Origin of the sequence: Enterobacter sp. RHBSTW-00901 (genome assembly GCF_014103115.1) — a bacterium.
Taxonomy (GTDB): domain Bacteria; phylum Pseudomonadota; class Gammaproteobacteria; order Enterobacterales; family Enterobacteriaceae; genus Enterobacter; species Enterobacter cloacae_P.
Map to the genome: position 1 here is coordinate 1476695 of NZ_JABXPB010000001.1, position 26938 is coordinate 1503632.

At 52.6% G+C, this 26938-nt stretch carries 23 protein-coding genes, 6 tRNA genes and 1 pseudogene; 15 read left to right on the forward strand and 15 right to left on the reverse strand.

The features are described 5' to 3' along the window. Positions 1-99: 99 nt before the first annotated feature. The gene (locus HV318_RS24330; protein ID WP_269062536.1) at positions 100-231 is read right to left on the reverse strand and encodes a hypothetical protein; all 132 of its coding nucleotides are present in this window, start codon (positions 229-231) and stop codon (positions 100-102) included. Positions 232-260: 29 nt separating this feature from the next. On the opposite strand from HV318_RS24330, the gene HV318_RS07120 reads away from it, so the two are divergent. Both HV318_RS07120 and HV318_RS07125 read left to right on the forward strand, forming a co-directional pair. Further along, complete coding sequence (locus HV318_RS07120; RefSeq protein WP_182272183.1) at positions 261-1958, forward strand: sensor histidine kinase; 1698 nt, start codon at positions 261-263, stop codon at positions 1956-1958. Between the two features lie 13 nt (positions 1959-1971). Next, positions 1972-2703 (forward strand): LytR/AlgR family response regulator transcription factor, encoded by a 732-nt coding sequence (locus HV318_RS07125; RefSeq protein WP_182272184.1) that lies wholly within the window; start codon positions 1972-1974, stop codon positions 2701-2703. 37 nt (positions 2704-2740) lie between these two features. Here the strand turns inward: HV318_RS07125 and glk are convergent, their stop codons facing one another. After that, positions 2741-3706 (reverse strand): glucokinase, encoded by a 966-nt coding sequence (glk, locus tag HV318_RS07130; RefSeq protein WP_182272185.1) that lies wholly within the window; start codon positions 3704-3706, stop codon positions 2741-2743. A 205-nt stretch (positions 3707-3911) separates the two neighbouring features. On the opposite strand from glk, the gene HV318_RS07135 reads away from it, so the two are divergent. Then, positions 3912-5147, forward strand: coding sequence for an ion channel protein (locus HV318_RS07135; RefSeq protein ID WP_182272186.1), 1236 nt, complete (start codon positions 3912-3914; stop codon positions 5145-5147). Here HV318_RS07135 and ipdC read toward each other — a convergent pair whose 3' ends face one another. Next, positions 5148-6806 carry an indolepyruvate decarboxylase gene (gene ipdC / locus HV318_RS07140; RefSeq protein WP_182272187.1) on the reverse strand — a complete coding sequence of 553 codons (1659 nt, stop codon included), beginning with the start codon at positions 6804-6806 and terminating at the stop codon, positions 5148-5150. A gap of 184 nt (positions 6807-6990) precedes the next feature. Between ipdC and mgrA the strand changes: the two genes are divergently transcribed. Then, a complete protein-coding gene (mgrA, locus tag HV318_RS07145; protein ID WP_182272188.1) occupies positions 6991-7989 on the forward strand; it encodes an L-glyceraldehyde 3-phosphate reductase in 999 nt (332 codons plus the stop codon). A gap of 126 nt (positions 7990-8115) precedes the next feature. Further along, complete coding sequence (locus HV318_RS07150; protein ID WP_182272189.1) at positions 8116-8457, forward strand: DUF2502 domain-containing protein; 342 nt, start codon at positions 8116-8118, stop codon at positions 8455-8457. A 34-nt stretch (positions 8458-8491) separates the two neighbouring features. Here HV318_RS07150 and HV318_RS07155 read toward each other — a convergent pair whose 3' ends face one another. Beyond that, the gene (locus HV318_RS07155; protein ID WP_182272190.1) at positions 8492-9730 is read right to left on the reverse strand and encodes an Nramp family divalent metal transporter; all 1239 of its coding nucleotides are present in this window, start codon (positions 9728-9730) and stop codon (positions 8492-8494) included. 351 nt (positions 9731-10081) lie between these two features. Between HV318_RS07155 and HV318_RS07160 the strand changes: the two genes are divergently transcribed. Continuing rightward, the gene (locus tag HV318_RS07160) at positions 10082-11269 is read left to right on the forward strand and encodes a NupC/NupG family nucleoside CNT transporter (RefSeq protein WP_182272191.1); all 1188 of its coding nucleotides are present in this window, start codon (positions 10082-10084) and stop codon (positions 11267-11269) included. 44 nt (positions 11270-11313) lie between these two features. Here HV318_RS07160 and HV318_RS07165 read toward each other — a convergent pair whose 3' ends face one another. The 3 genes from HV318_RS07165 to HV318_RS07175 all read right to left on the reverse strand — a co-directional run bounded on the left by HV318_RS07165 (position 11314) and on the right by HV318_RS07175 (position 13904). Then, complete coding sequence (locus tag HV318_RS07165; protein ID WP_182272192.1) at positions 11314-13497, reverse strand: sensor domain-containing phosphodiesterase; 2184 nt, start codon at positions 13495-13497, stop codon at positions 11314-11316. Between the two features lie 214 nt (positions 13498-13711). Beyond that, a tRNA-Ala gene (locus HV318_RS07170) sits at positions 13712-13787 on the reverse strand. A gap of 41 nt (positions 13788-13828) precedes the next feature. Beyond that, positions 13829-13904, reverse strand: a tRNA-Ala gene (locus tag HV318_RS07175). A 217-nt stretch (positions 13905-14121) separates the two neighbouring features. Here HV318_RS07175 and HV318_RS07180 point away from each other — a divergent pair. Further along, the gene (locus tag HV318_RS07180) at positions 14122-14484 is read left to right on the forward strand and encodes a YfeC-like transcriptional regulator (RefSeq protein WP_182272193.1); all 363 of its coding nucleotides are present in this window, start codon (positions 14122-14124) and stop codon (positions 14482-14484) included. A gap of 1 nt (position 14485) precedes the next feature. After that, on the forward strand, positions 14486-14881 hold the full coding sequence (locus tag HV318_RS07185) for a YfeC-like transcriptional regulator (RefSeq protein ID WP_182272194.1): 396 nt from the start codon (positions 14486-14488) through the stop codon (positions 14879-14881). 50 nt (positions 14882-14931) lie between these two features. Here the strand turns inward: HV318_RS07185 and gltX are convergent, their stop codons facing one another. Next, complete coding sequence (gene gltX, locus HV318_RS07190) at positions 14932-16347, reverse strand: glutamate--tRNA ligase (RefSeq protein WP_182272195.1); 1416 nt, start codon at positions 16345-16347, stop codon at positions 14932-14934. Between the two features lie 258 nt (positions 16348-16605). Here gltX and HV318_RS07195 point away from each other — a divergent pair. From HV318_RS07195 to HV318_RS07210, 4 genes are all read left to right on the forward strand, one after another. Then, a tRNA-Val gene (locus tag HV318_RS07195) sits at positions 16606-16681 on the forward strand. Between the two features lie 42 nt (positions 16682-16723). After that, a tRNA-Val gene (locus tag HV318_RS07200) sits at positions 16724-16799 on the forward strand. A 29-nt stretch (positions 16800-16828) separates the two neighbouring features. After that, positions 16829-16904 (forward strand) — tRNA-Val (locus tag HV318_RS07205). 4 nt (positions 16905-16908) lie between these two features. Further along, a tRNA-Lys gene (locus tag HV318_RS07210) sits at positions 16909-16984 on the forward strand. A 51-nt stretch (positions 16985-17035) separates the two neighbouring features. Here the strand turns inward: HV318_RS07210 and HV318_RS07215 are convergent. From HV318_RS07215 to xapA, 3 genes and pseudogenes are all read right to left on the reverse strand, one after another. Next, positions 17036-17923 (reverse strand): LysR family transcriptional regulator, encoded by an 888-nt coding sequence (locus HV318_RS07215; protein ID WP_182272196.1) that lies wholly within the window; start codon positions 17921-17923, stop codon positions 17036-17038. A gap of 69 nt (positions 17924-17992) precedes the next feature. Further along, a pseudogene (locus HV318_RS07220) lies at positions 17993-19248 on the reverse strand (nucleoside permease). Between the two features lie 51 nt (positions 19249-19299). Beyond that, positions 19300-20124, reverse strand: coding sequence for a xanthosine phosphorylase (xapA, locus tag HV318_RS07225; RefSeq protein WP_182272197.1), 825 nt, complete (start codon positions 20122-20124; stop codon positions 19300-19302). Positions 20125-20317: 193 nt separating this feature from the next. On the opposite strand from xapA, the gene HV318_RS07230 reads away from it, so the two are divergent. Beyond that, positions 20318-20659: a FlxA-like family protein gene (locus HV318_RS07230; RefSeq protein WP_182272198.1), complete on the forward strand. Its 342-nt coding sequence runs from the start codon at positions 20318-20320 to the stop codon at positions 20657-20659. Here HV318_RS07230 and HV318_RS07235 read toward each other — a convergent pair. Next, positions 20650-21582 carry a LysR family transcriptional regulator gene (locus tag HV318_RS07235; RefSeq protein WP_182272199.1) on the reverse strand — a complete coding sequence of 311 codons (933 nt, stop codon included), beginning with the start codon at positions 21580-21582 and terminating at the stop codon, positions 20650-20652. The two genes, HV318_RS07230 and HV318_RS07235, sit on opposite strands and share 10 nt — an antisense overlap. Before the next feature lie 89 nt (positions 21583-21671). Here HV318_RS07235 and HV318_RS07240 point away from each other — a divergent pair, with 89 nt between their 5' ends. Next, on the forward strand, positions 21672-22667 hold the full coding sequence (locus tag HV318_RS07240; RefSeq protein ID WP_182272200.1) for a bile acid:sodium symporter family protein: 996 nt from the start codon (positions 21672-21674) through the stop codon (positions 22665-22667). Here the strand turns inward: HV318_RS07240 and HV318_RS07245 are convergent. The 3 genes from HV318_RS07245 to zipA form a co-directional block, all read right to left on the reverse strand. Further along, on the reverse strand, positions 22664-22879 hold the full coding sequence (locus HV318_RS07245) for a DUF3820 family protein (RefSeq protein ID WP_003861328.1): 216 nt from the start codon (positions 22877-22879) through the stop codon (positions 22664-22666). The two genes, HV318_RS07240 and HV318_RS07245, sit on opposite strands and share 4 nt — an antisense overlap. 1 nt (position 22880) lies before the next feature. Further along, entirely contained in the window at positions 22881-24896 is a 2016-nt protein-coding gene (gene ligA / locus HV318_RS07250) for an NAD-dependent DNA ligase LigA (RefSeq protein WP_182272201.1), read from the reverse strand. A gap of 69 nt (positions 24897-24965) precedes the next feature. Further along, on the reverse strand, positions 24966-25931 hold the full coding sequence (zipA, locus tag HV318_RS07255; RefSeq protein ID WP_182272202.1) for a cell division protein ZipA: 966 nt from the start codon (positions 25929-25931) through the stop codon (positions 24966-24968). Positions 25932-26161: 230 nt separating this feature from the next. Here zipA and cysZ point away from each other — a divergent pair, with 230 nt between their 5' ends. Then, the gene (gene cysZ / locus HV318_RS07260; RefSeq protein ID WP_182272203.1) at positions 26162-26923 is read left to right on the forward strand and encodes a sulfate transporter CysZ; all 762 of its coding nucleotides are present in this window, start codon (positions 26162-26164) and stop codon (positions 26921-26923) included. Positions 26924-26938: the final 15 nt, after the last annotated feature.

Here is a 26938-nt window from a genome sequence, read left to right on the forward strand (position 1 = left end):
TAAAACAGGAACCCTGCTGCGCCTAAATGCGGAAGCTGTTCCTCTTAATGTGTATTTTTAATACCTGTTATTTAACATGATGATATCAAACCCGTTACCTCAGCCTTCGCCACCAATAAAAAATCCGGCGTCTTCAGGCTCCCATAAACTATCCCCTTTGAAAGTCATGGTTTTTCCCCATTTGATAAACCAGGTGAATAGCTGGTCAATACGCGCCAGGTTTTTTATCATGGTTCTTTCCCGTTTTTGCTGGTTCTCTCGTGCACGAAATATTCGATATGCTCCTCGCGGTTTTTGACCGTGCGGCATTAATGCTGATTTGCCTGTTCTTCCTCATTCGCATTCGCCTGTTCCGCGAGCTATTGCACAAGTCTGCACACTCGCCAAAAGAGCTTCTGGCCGTCACGGCCATCTTTTCGCTGTTTGCCCTGTTCAGTACCTGGTCTGGGGTTCCGGTAGAAGGCTCTCTGGTCAACGTACGTATTATCGCAGTGATGTCTGGCGGTATTTTATTCGGCCCGTGGGTGGGGGTGATTACGGGGATTATTGCCGGTACCCACCGTTACCTGATTGATATCGGCGGTGTGACGGCGATTCCGTGCTTTATTACCAGCATTATTGCCGGGGTGCTCTCTGGCTGGATTAGCCGCAAAGTGCCGAAAAAACAGCGCTGGCGCGCCGGGATCATCGCAGGTATGGCGTGTGAAACGCTGACCATGATCCTAGTGGTGGTCCTGGCACCCACCACGGCTCTGGGTCTGGATATTGTCTCGAAAATCGGCATTCCGATGATCCTCGGCAGCGTCTGCATCGGTTTTATTGTGTTACTGGTGCAAAGCGTCGAAGGGGAAAAAGAGGCCAGCGCCGCGCGTCAGGCCAAGCTGGCGCTCGATATCGCCAACAAAACGCTGCCGCTGTTCCGCCACGTTAACGCTGAATCCTTGCGCCAGGTCTGCGATATCATTCGCCGCGATATTCACGCCGATGCCGTCGCCATTACCAATATCGACCGCGTGCTGGCCTACGTAGGTGTAGGCGAACATAACTACCACGATAACGATGACACCATCAGCCCAACCACAAAGCAGGCGATCAATTACGGTAAAATCATCATTAAAAACAATGATGAAGCCTACAGAACACCAGAAATCCACTCCATGCTGGTGATCCCCCTGTGGGAGAAAGGGGTCGTGACGGGCACGCTGAAGATTTACTACTGCCATGCACACCAGATCACCTCCTCACTGCAGGAGATGGCCATCGGGTTGTCACAGATTATCTCCACCCAGCTGGAAGTGTCTCGCGCGGAGCAGCTGCGCGAGATGGCAAATAAGGCAGAGTTACGCGCGCTGCAAAGTAAAATAAATCCCCATTTTCTGTTCAACGCGCTGAATGCGATTTCCTCCTCCATTCGCCTCAATCCGGACACCGCGCGCCAGCTGATTTTTAACCTGTCGCGCTATCTGCGCTACAACATTGAGCTGAAAGATGACGAGCAGATCGACATCAAAAAAGAGTTTTATCAAATCAAAGACTACATTGCGATTGAGCAGGCTCGCTTCGGCGACAAGCTCACGGTCATTTATGATATTGATGAAGAGGTCAACTGCGTGATCCCAAGCCTGCTGATTCAGCCGCTGGTTGAAAACGCGATTGTCCACGGTATTCAGCCGTGTAAAGGGAAAGGCGTGGTCACCATCAGCGTGACTGAGAGCGGCAACCGCGTGCGCATTGCGGTGCGCGATACCGGACACGGTATCGACCCGAAAGTGATTGAACGCGTTGAATCAAACGAGATGCCGGGTAATAAAATTGGGTTACTGAATGTGCATCACCGGGTCAAACTGCTGTATGGCGACGGACTGCATATTCGCCGTCTTGAGCCTGGCACCGAAATCGCTTTTTACGTTCCGAATGAACGCTCCCCCGTTCATGCACCGGCATCACTGTTGCCATAGGCCGGAGTAACACATGAAAGTCATCATTGTGGAAGATGAGATTCTGGCTCAACAGGAGCTGAGCTGGCTTATCAAAACGCATAGCCAGATGGAGATTGTCGGCACCTTTGAAGATGGTCTGGACGTGCTGAAGTTTTTGCAGCACAACCGGGTCGACGCCATTTTTCTCGATATCAACATTCCGTCGCTGGACGGCGTGTTGCTGGCGCAAAACATCAACCAGTTTGCCAATAAACCGTTTATTGTCTTTGTTACCGCCTGGAAAGAGCACGCTGTAGAGGCTTTTGAACTGGAAGCGTTTGACTACATCCTTAAACCTTACCAGGAATCACGCATTATCAGCATGCTGCAAAAACTGGAAGCGGCATGGCAGCAGCAGACCGCACCTGCAAACACCAGCCCGACGGTCCGTGAGAATGACACCATTAATCTGGTCAAGGATGAACGTATCATCGTGACGCCCATCGACGATATCTACTATGCCGAAGCGCATGAAAAGATGACGTTTGTCTACACACGGCGTGAATCGTATGTGATGGCGATGAACATCACCGAGTTTTGCAGCAAACTGCCGACGGCGCACTTCTTCCGCTGTCACCGTTCGTTTTGCGTGAATTTAAATAAGATCCGCGAGATCGAGCCCTGGTTTAACAACACCTACATTTTGCGTCTGAAGGATCTCGATTTTCAGGTGCCGGTGAGCCGCAGCAAGGTGAAAGAATTCCGCCAGCTGATGCACCTGTAAGGGAAACGCCCTCTCCCGCAGGAGAGGGTAACAGATGTCAGAGGATCTGACCCAGAACCTGACGAAGATGTGCGCCCGAGCCAAGCAGGCCAGGGTTATCATGCACAATCAGGTACACAGGAATGTCCTGCACGTAACTTCTGAAGCGCCCTTTGTCTTCGAAACCGCCGCGGAAACCTGAGGCTTTAAAGAAATCGAGGAAACGCGGCACGATCCCACCTGCGATATAGACGCCACCAAAGGTGCCGAGATTCAGCGCCAGGTTGCCGCCAAAACGCCCCATAATGACGCAGAACAGCGACAATGCGCGACGGCAGTCGATGCAGCTGTCCGCCAGCGCACGCGAGGTCACGTCTTTCGGCTGCAGATTTTCCGGCAGACGACCGTCAGATATCACAATTGCACGATACAGGTTCACCAGCCCCGGGCCAGAAAGCACGCGTTCAGCAGAAACGTGGCCGATCTCGGCACGCAGTTCTTCGAGGATGATGCCCTCTTCTTCACTGTTTGGTGCAAAATCCACGTGCCCCCCTTCACCCGGCAGGCTCACCCAGCGCTGATTAACGTGAACCAGGTGCGACACGCCCAGACCGGTACCCGCTCCGTAAACGGCAATCGGCTTACCTTCTACCGGTGCAGTGCCGCCAAACTGGATCAGGTGCTCTGGCTTCAGCATCGGAATTGCCATTGAAACTGCGGTAAAGTCATTGATGATTTCAAGATGCGCAAAGCCGAGGTTCTTCTGCATTTCGGTAATGGAGAATGCCCAGGTATGGTTAGTCATCGCCACCCAGTCACCGGTAATCGGGCAGGCAATGGCGATGCAGCCATCTTCAACACTAGTCTTATGCTCATCGAGATAAACGCGAACAACAGCTTCCAGGCTTGGGTAGTCCAGCCCTGAATAGGTTTTCGCCTGGGAAATTTCACCGCTATGTACATCGCATAATGCAAGGCGCGCGTTCGTGCCGCCTACATCACCTACCAAAGCATACTTTGTCATTCTTCTACTGCTCCGCTAAAGTCAGAATAAATCTTTGGGACACTGTAAATTCAAGGCGTGATAACAACAACGACCGGAAGGTGAATGCCCCAGGATTATCGATCTTCATCACAGAATCACTTTACCGTTTCAGCACCTTTTGCATTATTGCGCCAGGGCTGATTGTGCAAAGTAACGTTATACCGTTTTGTACAAGGAAATCATCATGCTCCACCCGCGAGCCAGAACCATGCTGTTATTGGCAATCCCGGCGTTAATTATTGGCGTTGCCTCAAGTATGGTGCTCATCGTCGTGATGAAAGTCGCGTCGGTGCTGCAAACGATGTTATGGACTTCACTCCCCGCAAAACTCGGTATCAGCTTTGATTCTCCGGCATGGATCATTTTGATGCTGACGTTAACCGGTATTGCCGTGGGTCTGGTCATTCGTTTTAGCCCGGGACACGCCGGGCCAGATCCAGCGCAGGAACCCCTGATCGGTGCTCCGGTCACCCCTTCGGCCCTGCCGGGGTTGATTATCGCCCTGATTTTAGGTCTGGCGGGCGGCGTCAGTCTGGGGCCAGAACATCCGATCATGGCGGTCAACATTGGCCTGGCGGTTTTTCTTGGTTCACGCATTTTCCCCCGCGTCGGCGCACTGGACTGGACGATCCTGGCCTCAGCCGGCACCATTGGTGCGCTGTTCGGAACGCCCGTCGCTGCCGCGCTGATTTTCTCTCAGACGCTCAGCGGCAATAGCGACGTACCGCTCTGGGACAGACTCTTTGCTCCACTGATGGCAGCCGCTGCCGGGGCTCTCACCACCAGCCTGTTTTTCCATCCCCATTTTTCACTCTCTTTACCCCATTACGGCCAGATGCAGATAGCCGATATTTTCAGCGGTGCGATTGTGGTGGCTATCGCCATTGCACTGGGCATGGTCGCGGTATGGTGCCTTCCACGCCTGCACCGGCTGATTCACAGACTCAAACATCCGGTACTGATTCTGGGTGCCGGAGGTCTGATGTTGGGGATTTTAGGGGCTATCGGCGGAACAGTGACGCTATTTAAGGGCCTCGATGAAATGCAACAGCTGGCATTCAGCCAGGTATTTAACGTGTCAGATTATCTGCTGTTTGCGCTGATAAAACTGGCAGCACTGGTGGTGGCAGCGGCATGTGGTTTTCGCGGCGGGCGTATTTTCCCGGCGGTCTTTGTCGGCGTGGCGCTGGGTTTGATGTTGCATGAACATGTGGAGGCTGTTCCGGCGGCGATTACCGTTTCATGCTCCATTCTGGGGTTGGTTCTGGTGGTCACTCGCGATGCGTGGCTGAGTCTGTTTATGGCCGCCGTAGTGGTACCTGATTCCACGCTGTTCCCCCTGCTCTGTATCGTGATGTTGCCCGCCTGGCTCCTGCTGGCGGGCAAACCGATGATGATGGCCTGGAGAAACGACAAATAATCAGGCGCGGTTGCGCGCCTCCAGCGCTTTGGTAATGGCTCCCAGCAGCGGTGGAATATCCGCTTTTGGCAGCATGACCTCAATCAGCGAGAGTCGCTCGTGGTGCGCCACTTTTTCGAGGACGTTCGCCAGTTGTTCCGCTTCACTGACCCGCCAGCACTCGGCCTGAGGATCCAGGCTGAGTGCCTGTGGAATTTGTGTCCAGTTCCACAACGCAATGTCGTTATACCGTTGCTCTGGCCCGTGGATCGCCCTTTCAACCGTGTACCCTTCGTTATTAAGCACCAGAATAATGGGATGCTGTTTATCACGCAGCATTGAGCCAAGCTCCTGAATGGTCAGCTGCGCCGCACCATCTCCGGTGAGCACAATGACGCGCCGGTTCGGACACGCCGTCTGCGCACCAAAGGCCGCCGCCAGCGTGTAACCAATCGACCCCCAGAGAGGCTGGACGATAAAATTCACATCGGCAGGCAAGCGCAATACAAACGCCCCGAAGGCAGAGGTTCCCTGGTCGGCAAGGATAATGTCACCGGGACGAATAAAGGTTTGCAGCGTGTTCCAGAAGTTTTCCTGTGTGAGCGAACCATCCGGCTGCGGGAAGGAAAAACCGCTGTGAGAAGATGGTACAGGGTGATTGTGTACGTGCTGTTTGCAGAGCTCCACCAGCGTCTCAATCGCCTGCAGCATGGGGATGCCGGTAAACCAGACATCACCGACGCGCGAAGCATGAGGCTGCACTTCTATCGTTTGCGCCGTGGCAAGCTGATGGGTAAAACCGGCCGTCAGTGTATCGGTAAAGCGGGTACCGATACATAGCACGGTGTCAGCGCCTTCAATTGCCTCTTTTACCGTCCCCGTACTCGCTGAGCCACTGTATGTCCCGTAAAAACCGGTCTGCCGCTCGTCGAATATCCCTTTCCCCATCAGCATAGTCGCATGCGCCATAGGCACCTCCTTCACCCATTTCTGCAGCGCATGCTTCAGACCATAACGCAGAACAAGGAAGTCGGCTAACAGCGCAGTACGTTTGCTCATAGCCAGTTTGTTTCCGGCAGCATCGCGAAATGCTTTCAGACAGGCATTATCGGCATGAACAGGCTTCACTGTGAGAGCGCTTACAGGCGGTGTGGCGGCTTTTTTTGCCACGTCGGCAGGTAACATCAGGTAGCCAGGGCGACGTTCCCGCAGCATGGTCGTGAGCACCCGGTCGATTTCATAACAGGCATTTTGTTCGGTAAGAACCGCCTGCGCGACAGTGATAGGCTCGCTCATATGATAAAAGTGGCGGAACTCACCATCACCTAACGTATGGTGCAATAACTCCCCTCTTTGCTGTGACGCCATACCCGGCGCACCGACAATGTGTAACACCGGAACATATTCGGCAAAGCTGCCTGCGATGCCATTCATGGCACTTAATTCTCCGACACCGAACGTCGTCAGCAGCGCGGAAAAGCCTTTACATCGGGCATAGCCGTCGGCAGCGTATGCTGCGTTCAGCTCATTTGCACAGCCCACCCAACAGATATCCGGGCTGGCTATCACGTGGTCGAGAAACTGCAGGTTATAGTCGCCCGGCACGCCAAACAGATGATCGGCACCACAATCTGTAAGACGGTCCAGCAGGTAATCGGCGACGCAGTATGGGGTACGCATGACAGGTATCCTTCTTATGTTGACCTCACTTTGAGTATTAAAGAAGCGTGATGACTGTCCAGAAATGGCAATAAGAAGGGGATGGAAAGAATGCTTTACAAAAAAGGCTGCGCTATTCTCTTTTTCTTCACGTTAGTGTAAACGCATACACTCTTTTTTCTTTTCATTGCCAGAGGTCACGAGAATGGGTTATCAGCCGGACAAAAATCGTTATCAGACAATGCAGTATCGCCGCTGCGGGCGTAGCGGACTCACGTTACCCGCCATCTCGCTTGGACTTTGGCATAATTTCGGCGACACCACGCTCATCGAAAACAGCCGTCAACTTTTACAGCGCGCCTTCGATCTTGGCATCACCCATTTTGATCTCGCCAACAACTATGGCCCGCCTCCGGGTTCAGCCGAACGTAATTTTGGCCGTATTTTACAGGAAGATTTCCTGCCCTGGCGCGACGAGCTGATTGTGTCGACAAAAGCGGGTTATACCATGTGGGATGGTCCTTACGGTGACTGGGGCTCGCGCAAGTATTTGATCTCCAGCCTGGATCAGAGCCTGAAGCGCATGGGGCTGGAGTATGTCGATATCTTCTATCATCACCGTCCCGACCCGGAAACGCCGCTGCAGGAGACAATGAAAGCGCTCGATCATCTGGTGCGTCAGGGCAAAGCCCTGTATGTCGGTTTGTCCAACTATCCTGCGGATCTGGCCCGGCAGGCCATTGAGATTCTGGAGGATCTCGGTACCCCATGTCTTATCCACCAGCCGAAATATTCCATGTTTGAACGTGCGCCAGAAGACGGTTTACTGAGCGTATTACAGGAAAAAGGTGTCGGCTGTATTCCCTTCTCACCACTGGCAGGTGGTCAGTTGACCAATCGCTATCTGAATGGCATTCCGGCAGACTCACGTGCAGCCAGCGGTAGCAAGTTCCTGAATCCTGAACAGATCACCGAAGAGAAGCTGGAAAAGGTTCGTAAGCTGAACACGCTGGCTGAAAGCCGCGGTCAAAAGCTATCGCAGATGGCGCTGGCCTGGGTATTACGCCATGACGCCGTGACCTCCGTGCTAATTGGTGCCAGTAAAACGGCGCAGATTGATGACGCCGTTGGCATGCTGGAAAATCGCCACTTTTCAGCAGATGAACTCACCGCCATTGAAGTAATTCTGAACAGCTCAAAATAAAACCACTTTTAGCAAAAGGTGCTCTCATTCATGAATTAGGAATTGAGGTGATGAAACGAGGCTTTACCAACTCGTAAAATTACGTTAACAGGCCGCACAGCGGCCCCGATCGTGAAGGAGAAAAGTATGTTCAGGTCACTGATTCTTGCAGCGGTGTTACTGGCTTCAGCCCCGCTGGTCGCCAATGCCGGCGAAATCACCCTGTTGCCATCAATTAAATTACAAATTGGCGATCGTGACGACTACGGCAGATACTGGGACGGTGGCTACTGGCGCGACCGTGACTACTGGCACCGTCATTATGAATGGCGTGATGACCGCTGGTGGAAACATGATAACGGTCGCCATCGCGGCTGGTATAAAAACAACGCGTATGAGCGTGGTTACCGTGAAGGCTGGGACGATCGTAGTGACCGTCGTGGCGACTGGGGTGGCGGCAGAGGTCACGGACACGGTCATCACCACTAACAGCAAAAAGGAGCCTTTCGGCTCCTTTTTCTTTTTAGAGTCCTAACGCTGTACCAACCAACAACCACATGTTCAGCGCCACCACCACCACCACGATAGCCCACCCGGCTCTTTTCACCAGTGTCGTGTTAACCAGATCGCCCATCAGAGATTTGTCGCTGGTAAACATCAGCAGCGGTACCAGCGCCAGTGCAATACCAAAACTCAGCAGCACCTGGCTCATCACCAGTATCCGGGTCGGATCAAGTCCCATCAGAATCACGATGAATGAGGGCAGCATGGTGACGGAGCGACGTATCCACAGTGGAATATGGAAACGCACGAAACCCTGCATGACAACCTGCCCTGCCAGCGTCCCCACGACCGTGGAAGAGAGGCCAGCCGCCACCAGGCTCAGGCCAAATATCGTCGCGGCAGCATGGCTCAGTAACGGCTCCAGCGTCAGGTAGGCCTGATCGAGATCGGCAATACCCGTGTGTCCGTTAAAGTGGAAAGCGGCGGCAGCGGTTGCCATCATCGCCAGGTTTACAAAACCGGCAATGGTCATGGCAATAGCCACATCCCATTTAGTTGCCGAGTAACGTTGTTGACGCGTCCCACCGTGCAGATGCTGCGTGAGGGAAGAGTGAAGGTAAATAACATGCGGCATGATGGTCGCCCCCAGCACCCCGGCGGCCAGGAACACAGCTTCAGAGGTTGGCAGGCTCGGGATCACCATCCCTTTACTGAGCTGCGCCAGGTCTGGCTGCGAGAAAATCAGCTCGACGATATACGCCGCAGCAACAAACAACAGCAGTCCGCCGATAACTTTTTCCAGCGGTTTTTGCCCCCGACGCTGTAGCATCAGAATAAGGAAGGTGGCGATCCCGGTCAGCACGGCCCCTTGCAACAGCGACACCCCGAGGATCAGCTTAAAACCGATAGCCGCCCCAATAAATTCAGCGAGGTCAGTTGCCATTGCGATGATTTCGGCCTGGATCCAGTACAGCCATACTGCCGGACGAGGATAATGGTCACGGATTTGCTCCGCCAGGTTTTTCCCCGTGGCAATCCCCAGCTTTGCCGAGAGCATCTGAATCAGCATTGCCATCAGGTTAGCCCAGACAACCACCCACAGCAGCTTATAGCCGAAGCTGGCCCCGGCCTGAATGTTGGTCGCAAAATTACCCGGATCGATGTAACCAATAGCAGCAATGAACGCGGGTCCCATTAATGCGAACCGCAACTTGCGCGTTGCTCTGCCACTGCTACCCTCTACGCGACTGTTTGTCATTTCTGCCTCTGGAAATATAGCCTTTGCTATGTTTAATGCTATCAAAATGAGAATGATTATCAAGATCATTTGGAAAGTTTATAGTGATTTCTCTGATAGTATTGAACGATAGATGGGGCAGGTACGCTGGAGCGATCGTACAGAAAATGAAATCGCACAGTCTTTGGTGAAGACTAGCACACAAACTTAACTTTTCACTCATTTACCTAACATAACAAAAATGTCTTGTTGATCACTATTTTTGAGACTCATCACAGGATGTGACTATAGTGTGGCTTTGATCTCGTTTTCTTTACGCTTGTTACATAGAATGTGCATGAAAATTAAACCTGCCTCATATTTGGAGCAAATATGGACCGCGTCCTTCATTTTGTACTGGCACTTGTTGTCGTTACTGCGCTTGCGTTACTGGTCAGTCATGACCGGAAAAAAATCCGCATCCGCTTTGTTGTTCAGCTTCTCGTTATTGAAGTTTTACTCGCGTGGTTCTTCCTGAACTCCAACGTGGGGCTCGGCTTCGTGAAAGGCTTCTCCGAAATGTTCGAAAAACTGCTCGGATTCGCCAACGAAGGGACTAACTTTGTCTTCGGTAAAATGAATGACGATGGCCTGGCATTCTTCTTCCTGAAAGTGCTGTGCCCTATCGTTTTCATCTCCGCGCTTATCGGTATTCTGCAACACATCCGCGTGCTGCCTGTCGTTATTCGCGCCATTGGTACCGTGCTGTCCAAAGTCAACGGTATGGGTAAACTGGAATCGTTCAACGCCGTAAGCTCACTGATCCTGGGTCAGTCTGAGAACTTCATCGCGTATAAAGACATTCTCGGTAAAATGTCCCGTAACCGTATGTACACGATGGCAGCAACAGCAATGTCCACCGTTTCCATGTCTATCGTGGGTGCGTACATGACGATGCTGGAACCGAAATACGTGGTTGCCGCGCTGGTTCTGAACATGTTCAGCACCTTTATTGTGTTGTCTCTGATCAACCCATACCGTGTTGAAGAAGGCGAAGAGAACCTGCAGATGGCAAATCTGCACGAAGGTCAGAGCTTCTTCGAAATGCTGGGTGAGTATATTCTGGCTGGTTTCAAAGTGGCGATTATCGTTGCTGCAATGCTGATCGGCTTTATTGCCCTGATTTCTGCCCTGAACGCCCTGTTCGCGGCGGTTCTGGGTATCTCCTTCCAGGGCATTCTGGGCTATATCTTCTACCCTGTTGCATGGGTAATGGGTGTTCCGGCTCACGAAGCGCTGCAGGTGGGCAGTATCATGGCAACCAAACTGGTTTCTAACGAATTCGTGGCCATGATGGATCTGCAGAAAATTGCCAGCACGCTCTCTCCACGCGCGGAAGGCATCATCTCCGTATTCCTGGTTTCCTTCGCGAACTTCTCGTCCATCGGTATTATCGCCGGTGCGATTAAAGGTCTGAACGAAGAACAGGGTAACGTTGTTTCTCGCTTCGGCCTGAAGCTGGTTTACGGCTCTACCCTGGTGAGCGTACTGTCTGCCTCTATTGCAGCACTGGTACTGTAATCAGAACAACTGACAAAAACCGGGAGCCAATGCTCCTGGTTTTTTTATGCCCGTAATTTGCTAAGCGGCGTGGGCTTGCCTATCAGGTAGCCCTGCAGATAGTCCACACCAAAGCGTAGCAACATCTCCCGCTGCGCTGGTGTTTCCACATATTCGGCAACCACACAGAGCGCTTTCGTTTTCGCCAGATTGCAAATTGACTGCACGATCATGGCATCCATGCTATCGGTGCAAATATCGTTCACAAAGCAGCTGTCAATCTTAATGATGTCTGCCTGCAGACGCTTGAGGCGCTCGTAGTTGGCATACCCGGTACCGAAATCATCAATCGCAATACGGAAACCGTAATCCCGAAGTTGCTGGATATTTTTGATGCTGCTTCCTGAATTGGAAAATGCCTGCTCTTCGGTGATCTCAATAACGACAGCCTGAGGGGCAACAGCATAGCGTTCAAAGAGCGCGATTATCTCGCTGGCCACCTCTTTTTGCATCAGCGTCAGCGGCATCAGGTTGACAGAAAAACGGGTACCCGCATGCGTCGCAGGGTGTTCGTGAAGCCACACCAGTAATTTCTCCACGACGCTCAGATCGAACTGGTGGCTGAGGTTAAACTGAGCAATCAACGGGATAAAGCGATCGGGTGACAGAATCTCTCCCTCACTTTCCATACGCGTCAGAATTTCATAGTACCCGTTGCCATCGGCGTTTTGGATCGGTTGTGCATATAAGTGAAATTTGCCTGCCTCCAGAGCATGCTTAACCCGCCCTAACATCAGAACCCGTTCCGTCGTTTGTCCCGAGGCAGCTTCAAGGCTATTTGTCAGTGCCAGAACGTTATGCGCACCGCATGATTGCTCGGCCAGCCAGCTCAGTTGCCCCAGCGTATGATGCAACGTTTCACCATTCTCCACCTTGCCCCAGGAGGCACCAAACTCAATATCCAGCCCGGTATTGTTCCAGAAAATCTTGCGGCTGTTCAGTTGGTCGACCATATGTTGCAGGCGTTCAGCAGTTTCTGGCCCCAGCAATACCAGCACCAGCTCGCTTCCTGGCAGCTGAAAGAGCTTCTCATCTTTCTGCAATAATGGCTGCAGAGATGTCGTAATCATCCGTTTGCAGTGGACCCGCATGAGAATGCCATAGTGACGGCTCAAAAACTCCAGGTTGTCCATCCGCAGACAGCACACTTTAGCGTCAGGATGAACGAACAGGTAGTCTTCAAGCGCACGAATATTGGGTAACCCCGTCAATGGATCGGTTAACGCCCTCTCCTGCCAGCCCTGCTTCAGCCATTCGCTTCTGCGGTAGATCCGCGACATGTAGAGCAAACAGATAGCAAAAGAGATCAGTACCGACAGGATAAAGGAGAGCGAGTGTCCTGATTCGACACCATTAAGAAAGTTATAGGTTAATAACAGGAATGCAGATGCAGCCCAGAGCAGAGAGATAAGAGCATAGCTCAGACGACTGATCCCCAGGGTAAACAGGATAAAAATCACCGGCATAAGATAACCGGCAATAATGGCTGATTGCAGAGGCATGCACAGAATTGCAATCACAGCGATCAGAACCATCAACCAGGTAAAGATATAAACAGGCTGTTTAGTAAAGAATATGGGTTTAACACTCCCCCGCCAGAATATTCTGGCATAACCGGGGTTAAGTGCCATTCTTAATGGATAATAGAACATCATGGTAAATATCAATACGGCACAAATCAGGCTTTGAATATCAACCACATTGTAAATTGCTGTTCCTTCACCGAAGAAGGTCGAGATAGTCAGTGGAAAATCAAATAAATATCCTGCCAGATACATCGACAGTTTTATTCCTGCAGGCAACATAAAACCAAGCCAGAAAATACGAATACCGATGAACTTATTGGGCAAACCATAACGCCAGCGCTTCCCCAGGATCAGGCGAATCACACCGCAGACGGCAAACGCAGGAAAGGTCTGACAAAACAACAACACCGCGTGCTGCAGTACCGTTAAATGAAAACTATAAACATTGGTAACGATAAAACTTAACAGAACGGGAATAATTGCCCGACGACCAAACAATAAAATAACAGCCAGCATGACACTTAACGGTAACCACGCTAAATATACATCATGCCCATTAACAATAGCATGCGGAGAGATATAACGGGAAAATGGCACCGCAACCAGGCATAGCGCCAGGGCAATTATAAATATGTTTATATTATTGTAAGCTTTTCTATTCATTAAGTTAGATAATCTATTTATCCATCAGCACTATTTGACCCAGCGGATAATATGATTATTAATTGAGCGAATCAAGTTCAAGTCCATTTATAGACCCGTTTATTGATGTAGATTGTGGTGAGGTATAGAAACATCCCCTTTCAGGCAACAAAAGTGAAAGGGGATTTTACAAAGGCATAAAAAAACCCCCGTCTTTCGACGAGGGTCTGAATTTTGGTGGAGCTAAGCGGGATCGAACCGCTGACCTCTTGCATGCCATGCAAGCGCTCTCCCAGCTGAGCTATAGCCCCACATGTGACTTTACATACCGTACTCTGTTGGGTTCAGAGTTTGGTGGAGCTAAGCGGGATCGAACCGCTGACCTCTTGCATGCCATGCAAGCGCTCTCCCAGCTGAGCTATAGCCCCATCGTAAAGCTGTCATGTTGACGGGCGGCATAATATGAATTCCATTGCTGAGTGTCAACGTCAAAATCCATTACAGCCTTTCAATCGCTGAAAAATCATGCAAATAAATCACTTTGCGAGCCTGCTCGCAGTCAGGAGTTAAACCTGTCACATTTTCACGTAAAACGGTGCTATAAAATGAACCACTAATTAACCCCACTAATACTCAGGAAATTGCATGATCAAGGAACGAATGACGCCAGAAGAGTTAGCCCTGCTCACTGGCTATAGCCGCCAGACCATCAATAAATGGGTACGTAAAGAGGGTTGGATTACATCGCCAAAACCAGGAGTACAGGGTGGGAAAGCCCGTCTGGTGCATGTGAATGAAAAAGTGCGTGATTTTATTCGCAGCGCACGCCGGGTATCCGAAATGCCTGACATGCCGGAAAACGCGTACCATGAAGGTTCACTCCACACTTTACTTCTGACACTGGCAAATGAAATGACGCCGGATGAGCAAAAGCAGATGACATCGCTGTTACTGCGGGAAGGGATTACCGGATTGTTGCAACGTTTAGGGATTCGCGACCAGAACTGATATGAAAAAATTACGCAATAAAATGACCACGGAAGAGCTGGCGGACACTCTGGGTGTAGCCAGACAAACGGTTAACCGCTGGATACGCCAGAAAGGGTGGAAAACCGAAGGGATTAATGGCGTGAAAGGTGGGCGGGCACGGCTGATTCATATTGATGCACGAGTGAAGGAGCACATTATCAGTCTCCCGGCCATTCGTAGCCGTCAGGCGATCTACCAACTGGCAGAAGCCCCGTCTCTGTACGGTGAATCAGCACCATCAACGTTGCTCCCTCAAATAATTGACTCGCTGGAAAACATGACCCAGACCGAACAGGAACGTCTTCACGTATTGCTAAAGCGCGAAGGTATACAAGGGTTTCTTGCTCGTCTCGGCATTGCTGAATTACACGCATAAAAAAACGGCAGGTCACCCTGCCGTTTTTCATTTTCATCTGTCAGACTGAGTTATTGCTGGCTTTCGCGCTCAGCAATAAAGCCCAGCGCCTTGTTGATACGCGCCACGCTGCGTGACTTTCCAATCGCATGAACGGTCACGTCCAGAGCCGGAGACTGGCCTGCACCGGTAACGGCGACGCGCAGTGGCATACCGACTTTACCCATACCCACTTCCAGCTCATCCGCTGTTGCCTGAATGGCGTGATGTACATTCTCAGCCGTCCATTCAGTAATGGCAGCCAGTTTGTCGCGTACCACTTCCAGCGGCTGACGTGCAACCGGGCGCAGGTGTTTCTTCGCCGCGTCAGCGTCAAACTCGTCGAACTCTTCATAGAAGTAGCGGCAGCTTTCAGCGATCTCTTTCAGAGTCTTGCAACGCTCACCGAGCAGTTTCACCAGATCTGCCAGCTCAGGGCCGGTACGGGTATCAATGTTGGCCTGCTCAATGTGCCACTGCAGATAGGTCGCAACATACTCTGGCGGCATGGTATTGATGTAGTGATGGTTCAGCCACTGCAATTTTTCGGTATTGAACGCACTGGCAGACTTACTAACCGAGCTCAGTGAGAACAGTTCGATCATCTCTTCGCGGCTGAAGATTTCCTGGTCACCATGGGCCCAGCCCAGACGCACCAGATAATTCAACAGCGCTTCCGGCAGATAGCCGTCGTCGCGGTACTGCATAACGCTCACTGCGCCATGACGTTTAGACAGTTTTTTACCGTCATCACCGTTGATCATGGATACGTGCGCATACACCGGCACTGGCGCATTCAGCGCTTTCAGAATGTTGATCTGGCGCGGCGTGTTGTTGATATGGTCTTCGCCACGAACAACGTGGGTGATTTCCATGTCCCAGTCATCGACTACAACGCAGAAGTTATAGGTTGGGGAACCGTCGGTGCGGCGGATGATCAGATCGTCCAGCTCCTGGTTGCTGAATTCGATCGGGCCACGGATCTGGTCGTCAAAGATAACGGAGCCGTCCTGCGGGTTAGCAAAACGCACTACACAAGGCTCATCAGCAGCATGCTCACTGTGATCGTGGCGGCAGCGGCCGTCATAACGCGGCTTTTCGCCGTTTGCCATCTGCTCTTCACGCAGCGCGTCCAGACGCTCTTTAGAGCAGTAGCACTTATAAGCAGTACCCGCGACCAGCATCTCATCGATTACAGCGTTATAGCGGTCAAAACGTTTGGTCTGGAAATACGGGCCTTCATCCCACTCCAGATTCAGCCAGTTCATACCATCCATAATGGCTTCAATTGCTTCCGGCGTGGAGCGCTCGAGATCGGTGTCCTCAATACGCAGCACAAACTCACCTTTGTTGTGGCGTGCAAAAAGCCAGGAATAGAGAGCAGTACGTGCACCACCGACGTGCAGATAGCCTGTCGGGCTGGGCGCGAAGCGAGTTTTGATTTTCATGAAATGGCCTTACGTTATAAAGATGCCGGCAATCGGCAAATCCTGGGGAAAAAACAATGGGCAATATTCTATCACTGTGGGGCGATTCCTCAATGTTGATCCCTGTATCGTGATGGAGATTACGATTTTTGTTTAGAAATCATGCGCCATAGCCCGTTTTGCGATCGTTTTGTCTAATTTTACGACGAACGAATAAAAACTTTAGAAAAGGCGTTGACTCATTTTCAACTCTCCCTATAATGCGACTCCACACAGCGGGGGTGATTAGCTCAGTTGGTAGAGCATCTCCTTTACACGGAGGGGGTCGGCGGTTCGAGCCCGTCATCACCCACCATCTACTTCACGTAGACTCGCAGTGTAGATAAGAATTGAGATTGGGCGATTAGCTCAGTTGGTAGAGCATCTCCTTTACACGGAGGGGGTCGGCGGTTCGAGCCCGTCATCGCCCACCATTCTCACCTTATCGCAGCAGTTCCGAAATGGGCGATTAGCTCAGTTGGTAGAGCATCTCCTTTACACGGAGGGGGTCGGCGGTTCGAGCCCGTCATCGCCCACCATTTCGGGTCGTTAGCTCAGTTGGTAGAGCAGTTGACTTTTAATCAATTGGTCGCAGGTTCGAATCCTGCACGACCCACCAATGTAAAAAAGCGCCCTAAAGGCGCTTTTTTGCTATCTGCGTTTTGACACCCTACCCTGCCGTCAGCGTCGCTATCAACTTATCTACCGCTGGGGTAGCCTGTTTCTCGTCATACACCACATATAAATCTGCCGGTATACGCTCTTTTAGCGGGCGGAACACCACGCCCGGCCATTGCATCTGCGCGTAGCTGTCTGCCGCCAGCGTAATACCCATTCCCATACTGATCATCGCCAGTACCGTCTGCGGCTCAACAGCTTCACGCACAATCAAGGGAGAGAAGCCGGCCTGCTGACATACGCGCTGTAAAAATGACCAGTCTGAATGCGCTGACGGCATAGTGACAAAATACTCGTTCTGCAGGTCGGTTAGCGTAATGGTGGTTTCTCCCACTAACCGGTGATCTTCCGGCATCGCGACCAGGAATGCGGCGTCGCGTAGCCGGATACTGGTAAACCCTGCCGTGGGTTCAGTCGCCATTCGCCAGATCCCGACATCCAGTTCCCGGCGCTCAAGCAGCGCCATCTGCATTACCGGGGACTTTTCCCGAAAGATAACATCAACATTCGGATGCGCTTTTAAAAAGGTGCGCATTACCGTGCGCACCTCACTCCACATGGCGGTACCGACGATCCCCAGCTCAATACGCCCTGCCTCACCCCGGCCAATTTGTTCGACACGCGCCAGCGCCTGGTTTGCGCTGGCGAGCAACCTGCGGGACTCTTCCATCAGCACTTTACCCGCATGAGTCAACGCCACGCTTCGCGAGTGACGAGTAAAAAGCAACGTACCCAACTGGCTTTCCAGCTCTTTAATATGCAGGCTTAACGGCGGCTGCGACATATTGAGACGGGCGGCAGCCCGGCCAAAATGAAGCTCCTCAGCCACGGCCAGAAAATAGCGCAGTAGCTTCAGATCGGTTCGGTAAACGCGTTCCATCAAAACATATCCTGGCGATAACACGGAAACCCTCACCTTAAAGTCTTTTGAATATCAAAGGGAAAACCTTTAATGCGCGACTGTGCGCATCTCGCTGTTTTTTCCCGAATGCCGGTAGTTGAAGCTCAGGTAAAACACCACCGCAAGCGCCAGCGCATAGGCCGCGAATACCAGCCAGATGGTTTGCCAGTCTTTCACGCCATCCACCGAGAAGTAGTCCACTGCCATACCGCTCAACACAGACCCGACATACGCGCCGATGCCATTAACGGTGGTCATAAATAACCCTTGCGCGCTGGCGCGGATGTCAGAGTTCACCTCCTGCTCGACAAATACCGAACCGGAAATATTGAAGAAGTCGAACGCGCAGCCATAGACAACCATCGACAGCAACAACAACCCAAAGCCCGTGGCTGACGGATCGCCAAACGCAAACAGCCCAAACCGCAGCATCCAGGCGACCATGCTCATTAACATGACGGTCTTAATACCAAAACGCCGGAGGAAAAAGGGGATCGTCAGAATGAAGAACACCTCTGACATCTGCGAGACAGAGAGTAAAATTGACGGATATTTCACGATAAAGCTCTCTGCATACACCGGGTTACGTGCAAAATCGTGGAGAAATGGGCTACCGAAGGTATTGGTGATCTGCAGGACCGCGCCAAGCAACATCGCAAACAAAAAGAACACGGCCATGCGGGGCTGTTTAAATAGACAAACGCATTCAGGCCGAGCTTACTGGCCAGCGTCTGAGACGTTTTATTCTGCACGACCGGGATCTTCGGCAACGTCAGAGAATAGAGTGCCAGTACCAGCGAAGCACCGGCCGCAATGTAGAGCTGCACATTGCTTAACTCTGCCCCCATCAGGCTAATGGCCCACATCGCCGCAATAAAGCCTACGGTGCCGTACACCCGCACAGGCGGAAAATGGCTCACCGTGTCCAGCCCCGCGCGTTCAAGACAGGAGTATGAAATCGTGTTCGACAACGCAATGGTCGGCATAAAAGCCATCGCATTGACCAGCATGACCCAGAACATTAACCCGGGCTCATTGACCTGTGCGGCATAACAAAGCGCAGCGGCACAGACAAGATGGCAGATCATGTACGCGCGGTCTGCGCGCAGCCATTTATCCGCAATGATCCCCACCAGCGAGGGCATTACGATCGCCGCAAGCCCTTTGGAGCTGTAGACCATGCCCACGTCAGAACCGGTAAAATGCAGGGTGTTAATCATGTAAGAACCGAGGGTGACAAGCCAACTCCCCCAAATAAAATATTGCATAAAGGACATCATCTTTAAGCGAGTCGTGATGTTCATAACGCTTTCCTTATCGCAGTGTGTGACCCTCGCGGGCCACTTTATTTTTTATCAGGCAAGATGGCGCAGAAAACCGCAGATGAGATTGATGAAGTTCTGGCGGGAAAGCTCGGCGGCAGCGAGCGTCTGCTCATGAGACAATTTCACATCGCCCAGACCTTCAGCGAGATTGGTTATCGCTGAAACAGCCACCACTTTTAAGCCACAGTGGCGCGCTGAGATCACTTCAGGTACGACGGACATCCCTACCACGTCACCCCCGATGATTTGCATCATTCGGATCTCGGCGGCGGTCTCAAAGTTAGGGCCGGGATAAGAGACAAACACCCCTTCATGCAGCGGGAAGCCCTCTTTGGCAGCCACCGTTTGCAGAACGGCACGGAGATCCGCATCGTAGGCATTGGCGAGCGAGAAGAAGCGATCGCCAAAGCGCTCGTCATTCAGCCCCACTGTCGGCGTACCCGGCATGGTATTGATATGGTCACTCAGGGCAACCAGGCTTCCCGGCCCCACCTCAGGACGTAATGAGCCCGCCGCGTTAGTGCTAAACAGCAGCTCGCAGCCCAGCAGCTTAAAGGTACGGATAGCATCGGTCATGATGGCCATGCCGCGGCCTTCATAGAAATGACCACGTCCTTTCATACAGGCGACCGGAACCCCTGCGAGGTGGCCTAATACCAGCTCACCCGCATGGCCGTGAACGGTACTCACCGGAAATCCGGGCAGTTTTTCATAGGAAATAGCCACAGCGTCATCAATCTGGTCGGCGAGTGCGCCGAGACCAGAACCGAGGATAAAGGCAACGCGAGGCGTAAAATCAGGTTTCGCGGCACGGATGATGTCGGCGCAGTACCATGGATTATTTGAGAGGGTCATAAAAGCTCCTTGAGGACTCAGTTTGCGATATCACGGATCGCATGACCTCATTCTTATATCTGGAGCCAACGGCTTATCACCAATACACTTTTCCCGCCTCAACGATACAGGTTCACTATCAATAACCCTGCCCTCACTCAAGCTCTCCATTTTCCTGCCGATATCACTCTTTTATGGTGAAAAGGAACTCAATATGACCACTATCCAGGCAGCGTCACTGTCAGCGTTAGAAATTGGCAGCAGCGGGAACAGTTCTGGTGGCAATGACATTGCCTCCCGGATTAGCCAGTTGACCAAACAGTTAACAAAAGCCACTCAGCAACTCAAGGAATTGGGATTGAGTGATGCGCCTCTAGATGAAAAGAAAAAACAGCAGGAGTTACTCGAATCCCAGATTACCATGCTGCAGGCACAGCTGGCGCAATTGCAGCGTCAGCAGGCCGAAGAGTCCATGCCGGAACAGGGAAATGCTCAGGCCGTAGAGCAAAGCGTCAACAAGCCTTCCTCTGAACATAAGATTGATATCTACATCTGATCGTTAAACAGTGGATCGTGCGTGCGGGCCTCCATTAAACGCTGGGCCTGCATACGCACTACCTCCCAGCAGGCATGCGCCGCTCCCGAAAGTGAACGGTTTTTACGGCGCACCAGCATTAACTGGCGTTCGATGCTGGGGGTAAAGCGTTTTACCCGCAAGCGGCTTCCCTGCGGCAACGGCAGTGCCAGCGCCGGTAATACGCTGATCCCAATTCCTGCCTCTACCATTGGAAACAAGGTGGCCGGGTGGCCTATCTCCTGCACGATGGTCGCCTGGACGCCTTGCGCGACCAGAGCGGCATCAATCAACGGACGGCTTCCCGAGGCATAATCCTGTAACACCAGGTTCGCGCCCTGTAACGCCTGCCATGTCACGCGCGGGAGTGATGCAAGCGGATCGTCGTCGCGACAGAGCAACAAAAATGGCTCTGAGAGCACAACTTCACATTCCAGATCGCTGACTGCGCCGGGATCGATAACGATACCAAAATCCACATCCCCCTGACGGATACTCTCCAGCACCCACTGCTGTGGCCTGTCGTGCAGCACAAAGTTGATATCCGGGTAAAGATCGTTGCTTTCGGCAATACACTGCGGGATAAGGTGCGCTGAGATCGTCTGGCTCGCCGCCACCCTCACAGTTCCCGAAAGCTGTTGCCCCAGGCGTCCAACATCCCGCAGCGTGCTGTTCAGCTCATCCAGTAACCGCTCCAGACGCATAGCCAGCTGCTGCCCCGCTTCGGTAAGCACCACTTCGCGCGTGGTACGGTCAAGTAGCCGCACACCTGTCTGGCTCTCCAGCTCTTTAACGCTGTGGCTGACGGCCGACTGGCTCAGGCCGATTACCTCTCCTGCCCGGCTGAAACTGCGGGCATGTGCAACGGTCACGAAAATGCGAAGCTGTCGTAGTGAATAATTCATCTGTTTAATTCATAAATGGATGCAATAAATCAATTTTATTTCTCAAATGGAAAAAAGCACAATAGCGATATCTGCTTTCAGGAGTCACTATGAAACTGTTCCGAATTCTTGATCCTTTCACGCTTACTCTGGTTATCACCGTTTTACTGGCCTCCTTTTTCCCGGCCCGTGGAAGTTATGTGCCTTTCGTTGAAGGGCTGACAACGGCGGCTATCGCGCTACTGTTCTTTATGCACGGGGCCAAACTGTCCCGTGAAGCCATTATTGCAGGGGGTGGTCACTGGCGGCTGCACCTGTGGGTAATGTGCAGCACGTTCATTTTATTCCCGATCCTCGGCGTCCTGTTCGCCTGGTGGGCACCGGTTAATGTCGACCCGGCGCTCTATACGGGTTTCCTTTATCTGTGCATTCTGCCCGCCACCGTTCAGTCAGCGATTGCCTTTACGTCACTGGCGGGCGGTAACGTTGCTGCGGCAGTCTGTTCGGCTTCGGCCTCCAGCCTGTTAGGGATTTTCATCTCGCCGCTGCTGGTTGGCCTGCTGATGAATATGCACGGTGCGGAAGGCAACCTGGAGCAGGTCGGTAAAATCTGTCTGCAACTGCTGCTGCCGTTTGTCCTTGGGCATCTTTCTCGTCCGTGGACGGGGGCTTTTGTTGCGAAGCACAAGAAGTGGATCTCAAAAACCGACCAGACGTCGATTCTGTTAGTGGTCTATTCCGCCTTCAGTGAAGCGGTGGTGAATGGCATCTGGCATAAGGTCGGTGCAGGTTCATTACTGTTTATCGTGGTGGTCAGCATTATCCTGCTGGCGATGGTGATTACGGTAAACGTTTTTGTCGCGCGCAAGTGTGGTTTCAATAAAGCGGATGAAATCACGATTGTCTTCTGCGGGTCGAAAAAGAGCCTGGCCAACGGTATCCCGATGGCCAATATCCTGTTCCCGACCTCAATGATTGGGATGATGGTACTGCCGCTGATGATTTTCCATCAGATCCAGCTGATGGTCTGCGCGGTGCTGGCGCGTCGTTACAAGCGCCAGACGGAAAAACGGGCGCAGGAAGAGACCCACGCCGCGAAGGCTTAAGGACGTTTCAGGGGCTGAACCAGTTGCGTCAGCCCCTCAGTTTTGATCAGTAACGTGATGGCCATCAGCTCGCCCAGCCGCCCGGCAGGAAACTCATCCTTACGGGCGAACCACAGCAGATACTCTTCCGGCAAATCGATCAGCCTGCGGCCTTTATATTTACCAAATGGCATCTCCGTATTGGCTATCTCAACGAGCTGTTCTTTCTCCACGTTACTCTCCTAACAGACGCAGCATTTCCGCTTCATCGATAACCTCAATGCCCAGCTCCTGCGCTTTGGCAAGCTTCGAACCGGCGGCTTCCCCGGCGATCACCAGGTCCGTTTTCTTCGACACGCTGCCTGCCACTTTTGCCCCCAGCGCGACCAGACGCGCTTTGGCGTCATCGCGTGAAAGCTGGCTCAGACTACCGGTCAGCACCACCGTTTTACCGGCGAACGGGCTGTCGATCTCTTCCGCATTGACGACAACCGGTGCAGGCCAGTGGATACCCTCTTCCAGCAGTTGACCAATCACCTCACGGTTGCTCTCTTCGGCAAAGAAGTTAAAGGTGTGCGTCGCGACCACAATGCCCACATCCGGGACTTTCTGCAGCTCTTCAATACTCGCGCTCTCCAGGGCTTCCAGCGTACCAAAGTGAGCCGCCAGTCCCGCCGCCGTGGCTTCGCCCACTTCACGAATGCCCAGCGCATAGAGGAACCGGGCAAAGGTAGTCTGCTTAGCCGCTTCCAGAGCGTTAACCACATTTTGTGCCGATTTAGGCCCCATGCGATCAAGACCGGTCAGTTTCCCGGCGGTCAGGCTGAACAGATCGGCAGGCGTGTGGACGTACTCCTTCTCCACCAGTTGATCGATAATTTTGTCGCCCATGCCGTCCACGTCCATCGCCCGACGGGACACAAAGTGCTTCAGTGACTCTTTACGCTGTGCCCCGCAGATGAGCCCGCCCGTACAGCGGGCGACCGCTTCGCCTTCAACACGTTCAACGTCCGATCCACAAACCGGGCAGTGCGTCGGGAATTCAATGGCCCGGGTATCTTCAGGGCGTTCTGACTCAACGACGTTAACGACCTGCGGGATCACATCGCCCGCACGACGAATCACGACTTTGTCACCAATACGAAGGCCGAGACGTTCAATTTCATCGGCGTTGTGCAGCGTGGCGTTACTGACCAGCACACCGGCAACCTGTACCGGTTCCAGACGCGCAACCGGGGTAATCGCGCCCGTACGCCCCACCTGGAACTCCACGTCGCGAACGAAAGTCATCTGTTCCTGCGCCGGGAATTTGAAAGCCACAGCCCAGCGCGGTGCACGAGCCACAAAACCTAACTGTTCCTGTAACTCAAGTGAGTTAACCTTGATCACCACACCGTCGATATCAAAACCGAGCGTCGGACGGTCTTCTTCGACCTTGTGGTAGAACGCCAGTACGGCTTCCGGAGAATTACAAATCTGTACGCGGTTGCTTACCGGTAAGCCCCACTCTTTGAACTGCAGCAAGCGCCCCAGGTGCGTATCCGGCAGTTCACCACCTTCCAGAATACCGACGCCATAGCAAAAGAACGTCAGCGGTCGCTTCGCGGTAATACGCGGATCCAGCTGGCGCAGTGAGCCCGCTGCCGCATTACGCGGGTTAGCAAACACTTTCCCCCCCGTGCGACGCGCTTCTTCGTTGATTTTTTCGAAGCCCGCCTGCGGCATGAACACTTCACCACGCACTTCCAGACGTGCAGGAATGTTTTCACCACGCAGCTTCAGTGGAATTGCCCGAATAGTACGCACGTTGCTGGTGATATCTTCACCGGTGGTGCCATCGCCACGGGTAGCCGCACTGACCAGCACACCGTTTTCATAAAGAATACTGACCGCCAGACCGTCCAGCTTCAGCTCGCAGCACCAGCTCAGGGTATCGCTGCTTTTCAGGCGATCCTGTACGCGCTTGTTAAACGCCAGAAAACTCTCTTCATCAAAGACGTTATCCAGCGACAGCATTGGTACTTCGTGGCTGATCTGGCTGAACGCACCAAGCGGTTCAGCCCCTACGCGCTGGGTCGGGGAGTCTGGGGTAATGAACTCCGGGTGCAGCATTTCCAGCTCGCGCAGTTCACGCATCAGACGGTCATACTCCGCATCCGGCACTTCCGGCGCGTCCATAACATGATAGAGATATTCATGATGGCGAAGCGTGGTTCGCAGTTGAGTCAGTTGTTGTTCGATTGAGTCCATATCGCACCATCAATGAGAAAAAACCCCCGACATGCGGGGGTTGAGGAGGAGTTGAAGAAAACGCGACGATTACGCGTTGGCTTCCTTAACTTCGCGGATGCGGTCCTGATACTCACGCAATTTCTGCGGCGTCATCATACGACGCTGGTCATCCAGCACCACACCACCCACTTCGTCGGCAATGTGCTGAGCGGACTGCAGCATCAGCTTGAAGTTTTGCAGTTCGTCACCGTAGGACGGCACCTGCATAAAGATAGTTACGCCCGGCGTCACGAAATCGCCGGTCATTTCCGGATCAAACGTGCCAGGGTTCACCATATTGGCGAGACTGAACAGCGCCGGGCCGCTACCGTCCGGGCTCAGATGGCGATGGAAGATATTCATATCGCCAAACTTGAAGCCGGCCTGCTGAATACTGTTAAGCAGAACGTCACCATTCAGATGGCTGCCATGATGCGCGGCCACGTTCATGATGATCACCGCTTCTTTGCGCTGCGGTTTTTCAACCACCGGTTCAGGTTCAACAACCGGCTCTGGCTCAACGACTGGCGCAGGCTGTGGTGCTGGCTGCACTTGCACAGGCTGAAGCTGAGGCTGGTGAACAGGCTGCTGCGGCTGTACAGGTTGTGGCTGCACAGGCTGCTGCACGGCAGGCTGATGATGTACCGGCTGTTGCGGCGGCTGACGCACCGGTTCTTCCGCAGGCTGCGACGCCTGTGGGCGCGGCTGAGCAGAGGCATACGGTGGTTGATACTGGTGCTGCGGAGGCTGACGAGGGGCTTCATGCTCCCCATGAGCTGCGCCGGGCGCAGTATTGACCCGATGAACACGAACTTCGCCCACGCCGTCATCGTCGTTCTCATCGATGTCGTTTTCACCGTCATCGTCATCACGACTGGACTTCATGCGCTTCAGTGGGCGATCGCGAAACATAGAAGAACGCTCTTTACGGCTGGTCCAGAAACCATGTACCAGTAAAGCGATTATGGCGATCGCGCCAACAATGATTAATATCAGACGCAAATCCTGCATCATTATATTCTCTGTTGTTCTAACACCTTGCCACCACGGCAAACATTTACTCACTAAGAGTATTTGCCGTTTACGTCAAGTGCAAGTGTGTGCAGAGCATTCACAGCATAAAGATGAACTAAATTGTGCTTTTTGCTGTTTTTTCGAACATTTCCGAACTGGTCATTAATCCATAACTGGATAATATAGGCGGGCAATTCCACTGGTTGTGTAAAAAGGAGTACAGCCTGGTTATGGTTTCAACATCATCTTCTACCCCACGCAGCGGCGTCTGGTATTTTTCTCAGGGCTGGAAACTGGTCTCCCTGCCAGGCATTCGCCGTTTCGTTATTCTGCCATTGCTTATCAACATCATCCTGATGGGAGGTGCCTTCTGGTGGTTATTCACAAAGCTGGAAAGCTGGGTGCCTGCCATCATGGGTCATGTACCAGACTGGTTGCAGTGGCTGAGCTACCTGCTGTGGCCAATTGTGGTGATCTCCGTCCTGCTGGTGTTTGGCTATTTCTTCTCAACCATTGCCAACTGGATAGCCGCGCCGTTTAACGGCCTGCTGGCGGAACAATTAGAAGCGCGTCTTACCGGTGCCACACCGCCCGATACCGGCGTACTGGGGATCATGAAAGATATCCCGCGGATCATGAAACGCGAGTGGCAGAAATTTGCCTGGTATCTGCCACGCGCGATTGTGCTGCTTATACTTTATTTCATTCCGGGTGTTGGTCAGACGGTCGCCCCGGTGCTGTGGTTCCTGTTCAGCGCCTGGATGCTGGCGATCCAGTATTGCGACTACCCGTTCGATAACCACAAGGTACCGTTTAAAGAGATGCGCACTGCCCTGCGTACGCAGAAGGTTGCCAATATGCAGTTTGGCGCACTCACCAGCCTGTTCACCATGATCCCCTTCCTGAACCTGTTTATCATGCCGGTGGCGGTTTGCGGCGCGACAGCAATGTGGGTGGACTGCTACCGTGCTAAGCACGCGTTATGGAAGTAATGCAAAAATGTGTAA

Coding starts and splice junctions, on each gene's coding strand:
- ipdC (WP_182272187.1), bottom strand. CDS start 6,806: ATGCGTACCCCATACTGCGTCGCCGATTACCTGCTGGACCGTCTTACA.
- HV318_RS07215 (WP_182272196.1), bottom strand. CDS start 17,923: ATGGAACGCGTTTACCGAACCGATCTGAAGCTACTGCGCTATTTTCTG.
- cysZ (WP_182272203.1), top strand. CDS start 26,162: ATGGTTTCAACATCATCTTCTACCCCACGCAGCGGCGTCTGGTATTTT.
- HV318_RS24330 (WP_269062536.1), bottom strand. CDS start 231: ATGATAAAAAACCTGGCGCGTATTGACCAGCTATTCACCTGGTTTATC.
- HV318_RS07155 (WP_182272190.1), bottom strand. CDS start 9,730: ATGACAAACAGTCGCGTAGAGGGTAGCAGTGGCAGAGCAACGCGCAAG.
- HV318_RS07185 (WP_182272194.1), top strand. CDS start 14,486: ATGAAAAAATTACGCAATAAAATGACCACGGAAGAGCTGGCGGACACT.
- HV318_RS07180 (WP_182272193.1), top strand. CDS start 14,122: ATGATCAAGGAACGAATGACGCCAGAAGAGTTAGCCCTGCTCACTGGC.
- HV318_RS07135 (WP_182272186.1), top strand. CDS start 3,912: ATGCTCCACCCGCGAGCCAGAACCATGCTGTTATTGGCAATCCCGGCG.
- HV318_RS07160 (WP_182272191.1), top strand. CDS start 10,082: ATGGACCGCGTCCTTCATTTTGTACTGGCACTTGTTGTCGTTACTGCG.
- HV318_RS07230 (WP_182272198.1), top strand. CDS start 20,318: ATGACCACTATCCAGGCAGCGTCACTGTCAGCGTTAGAAATTGGCAGC.
- HV318_RS07165 (WP_182272192.1), bottom strand. CDS start 13,497: ATGAATAGAAAAGCTTACAATAATATAAACATATTTATAATTGCCCTG.
- HV318_RS07240 (WP_182272200.1), top strand. CDS start 21,672: ATGAAACTGTTCCGAATTCTTGATCCTTTCACGCTTACTCTGGTTATC.
- gltX (WP_182272195.1), bottom strand. CDS start 16,347: ATGAAAATCAAAACTCGCTTCGCGCCCAGCCCGACAGGCTATCTGCAC.
- zipA (WP_182272202.1), bottom strand. CDS start 25,931: ATGATGCAGGATTTGCGTCTGATATTAATCATTGTTGGCGCGATCGCC.
- HV318_RS07150 (WP_182272189.1), top strand. CDS start 8,116: ATGTTCAGGTCACTGATTCTTGCAGCGGTGTTACTGGCTTCAGCCCCG.
- HV318_RS07235 (WP_182272199.1), bottom strand. CDS start 21,582: ATGAATTATTCACTACGACAGCTTCGCATTTTCGTGACCGTTGCACAT.
- glk (WP_182272185.1), bottom strand. CDS start 3,706: ATGACAAAGTATGCTTTGGTAGGTGATGTAGGCGGCACGAACGCGCGC.
- mgrA (WP_182272188.1), top strand. CDS start 6,991: ATGGGTTATCAGCCGGACAAAAATCGTTATCAGACAATGCAGTATCGC.
- ligA (WP_182272201.1), bottom strand. CDS start 24,896: ATGGACTCAATCGAACAACAACTGACTCAACTGCGAACCACGCTTCGC.
- xapA (WP_182272197.1), bottom strand. CDS start 20,124: ATGACCCTCTCAAATAATCCATGGTACTGCGCCGACATCATCCGTGCC.
- HV318_RS07125 (WP_182272184.1), top strand. CDS start 1,972: ATGAAAGTCATCATTGTGGAAGATGAGATTCTGGCTCAACAGGAGCTG.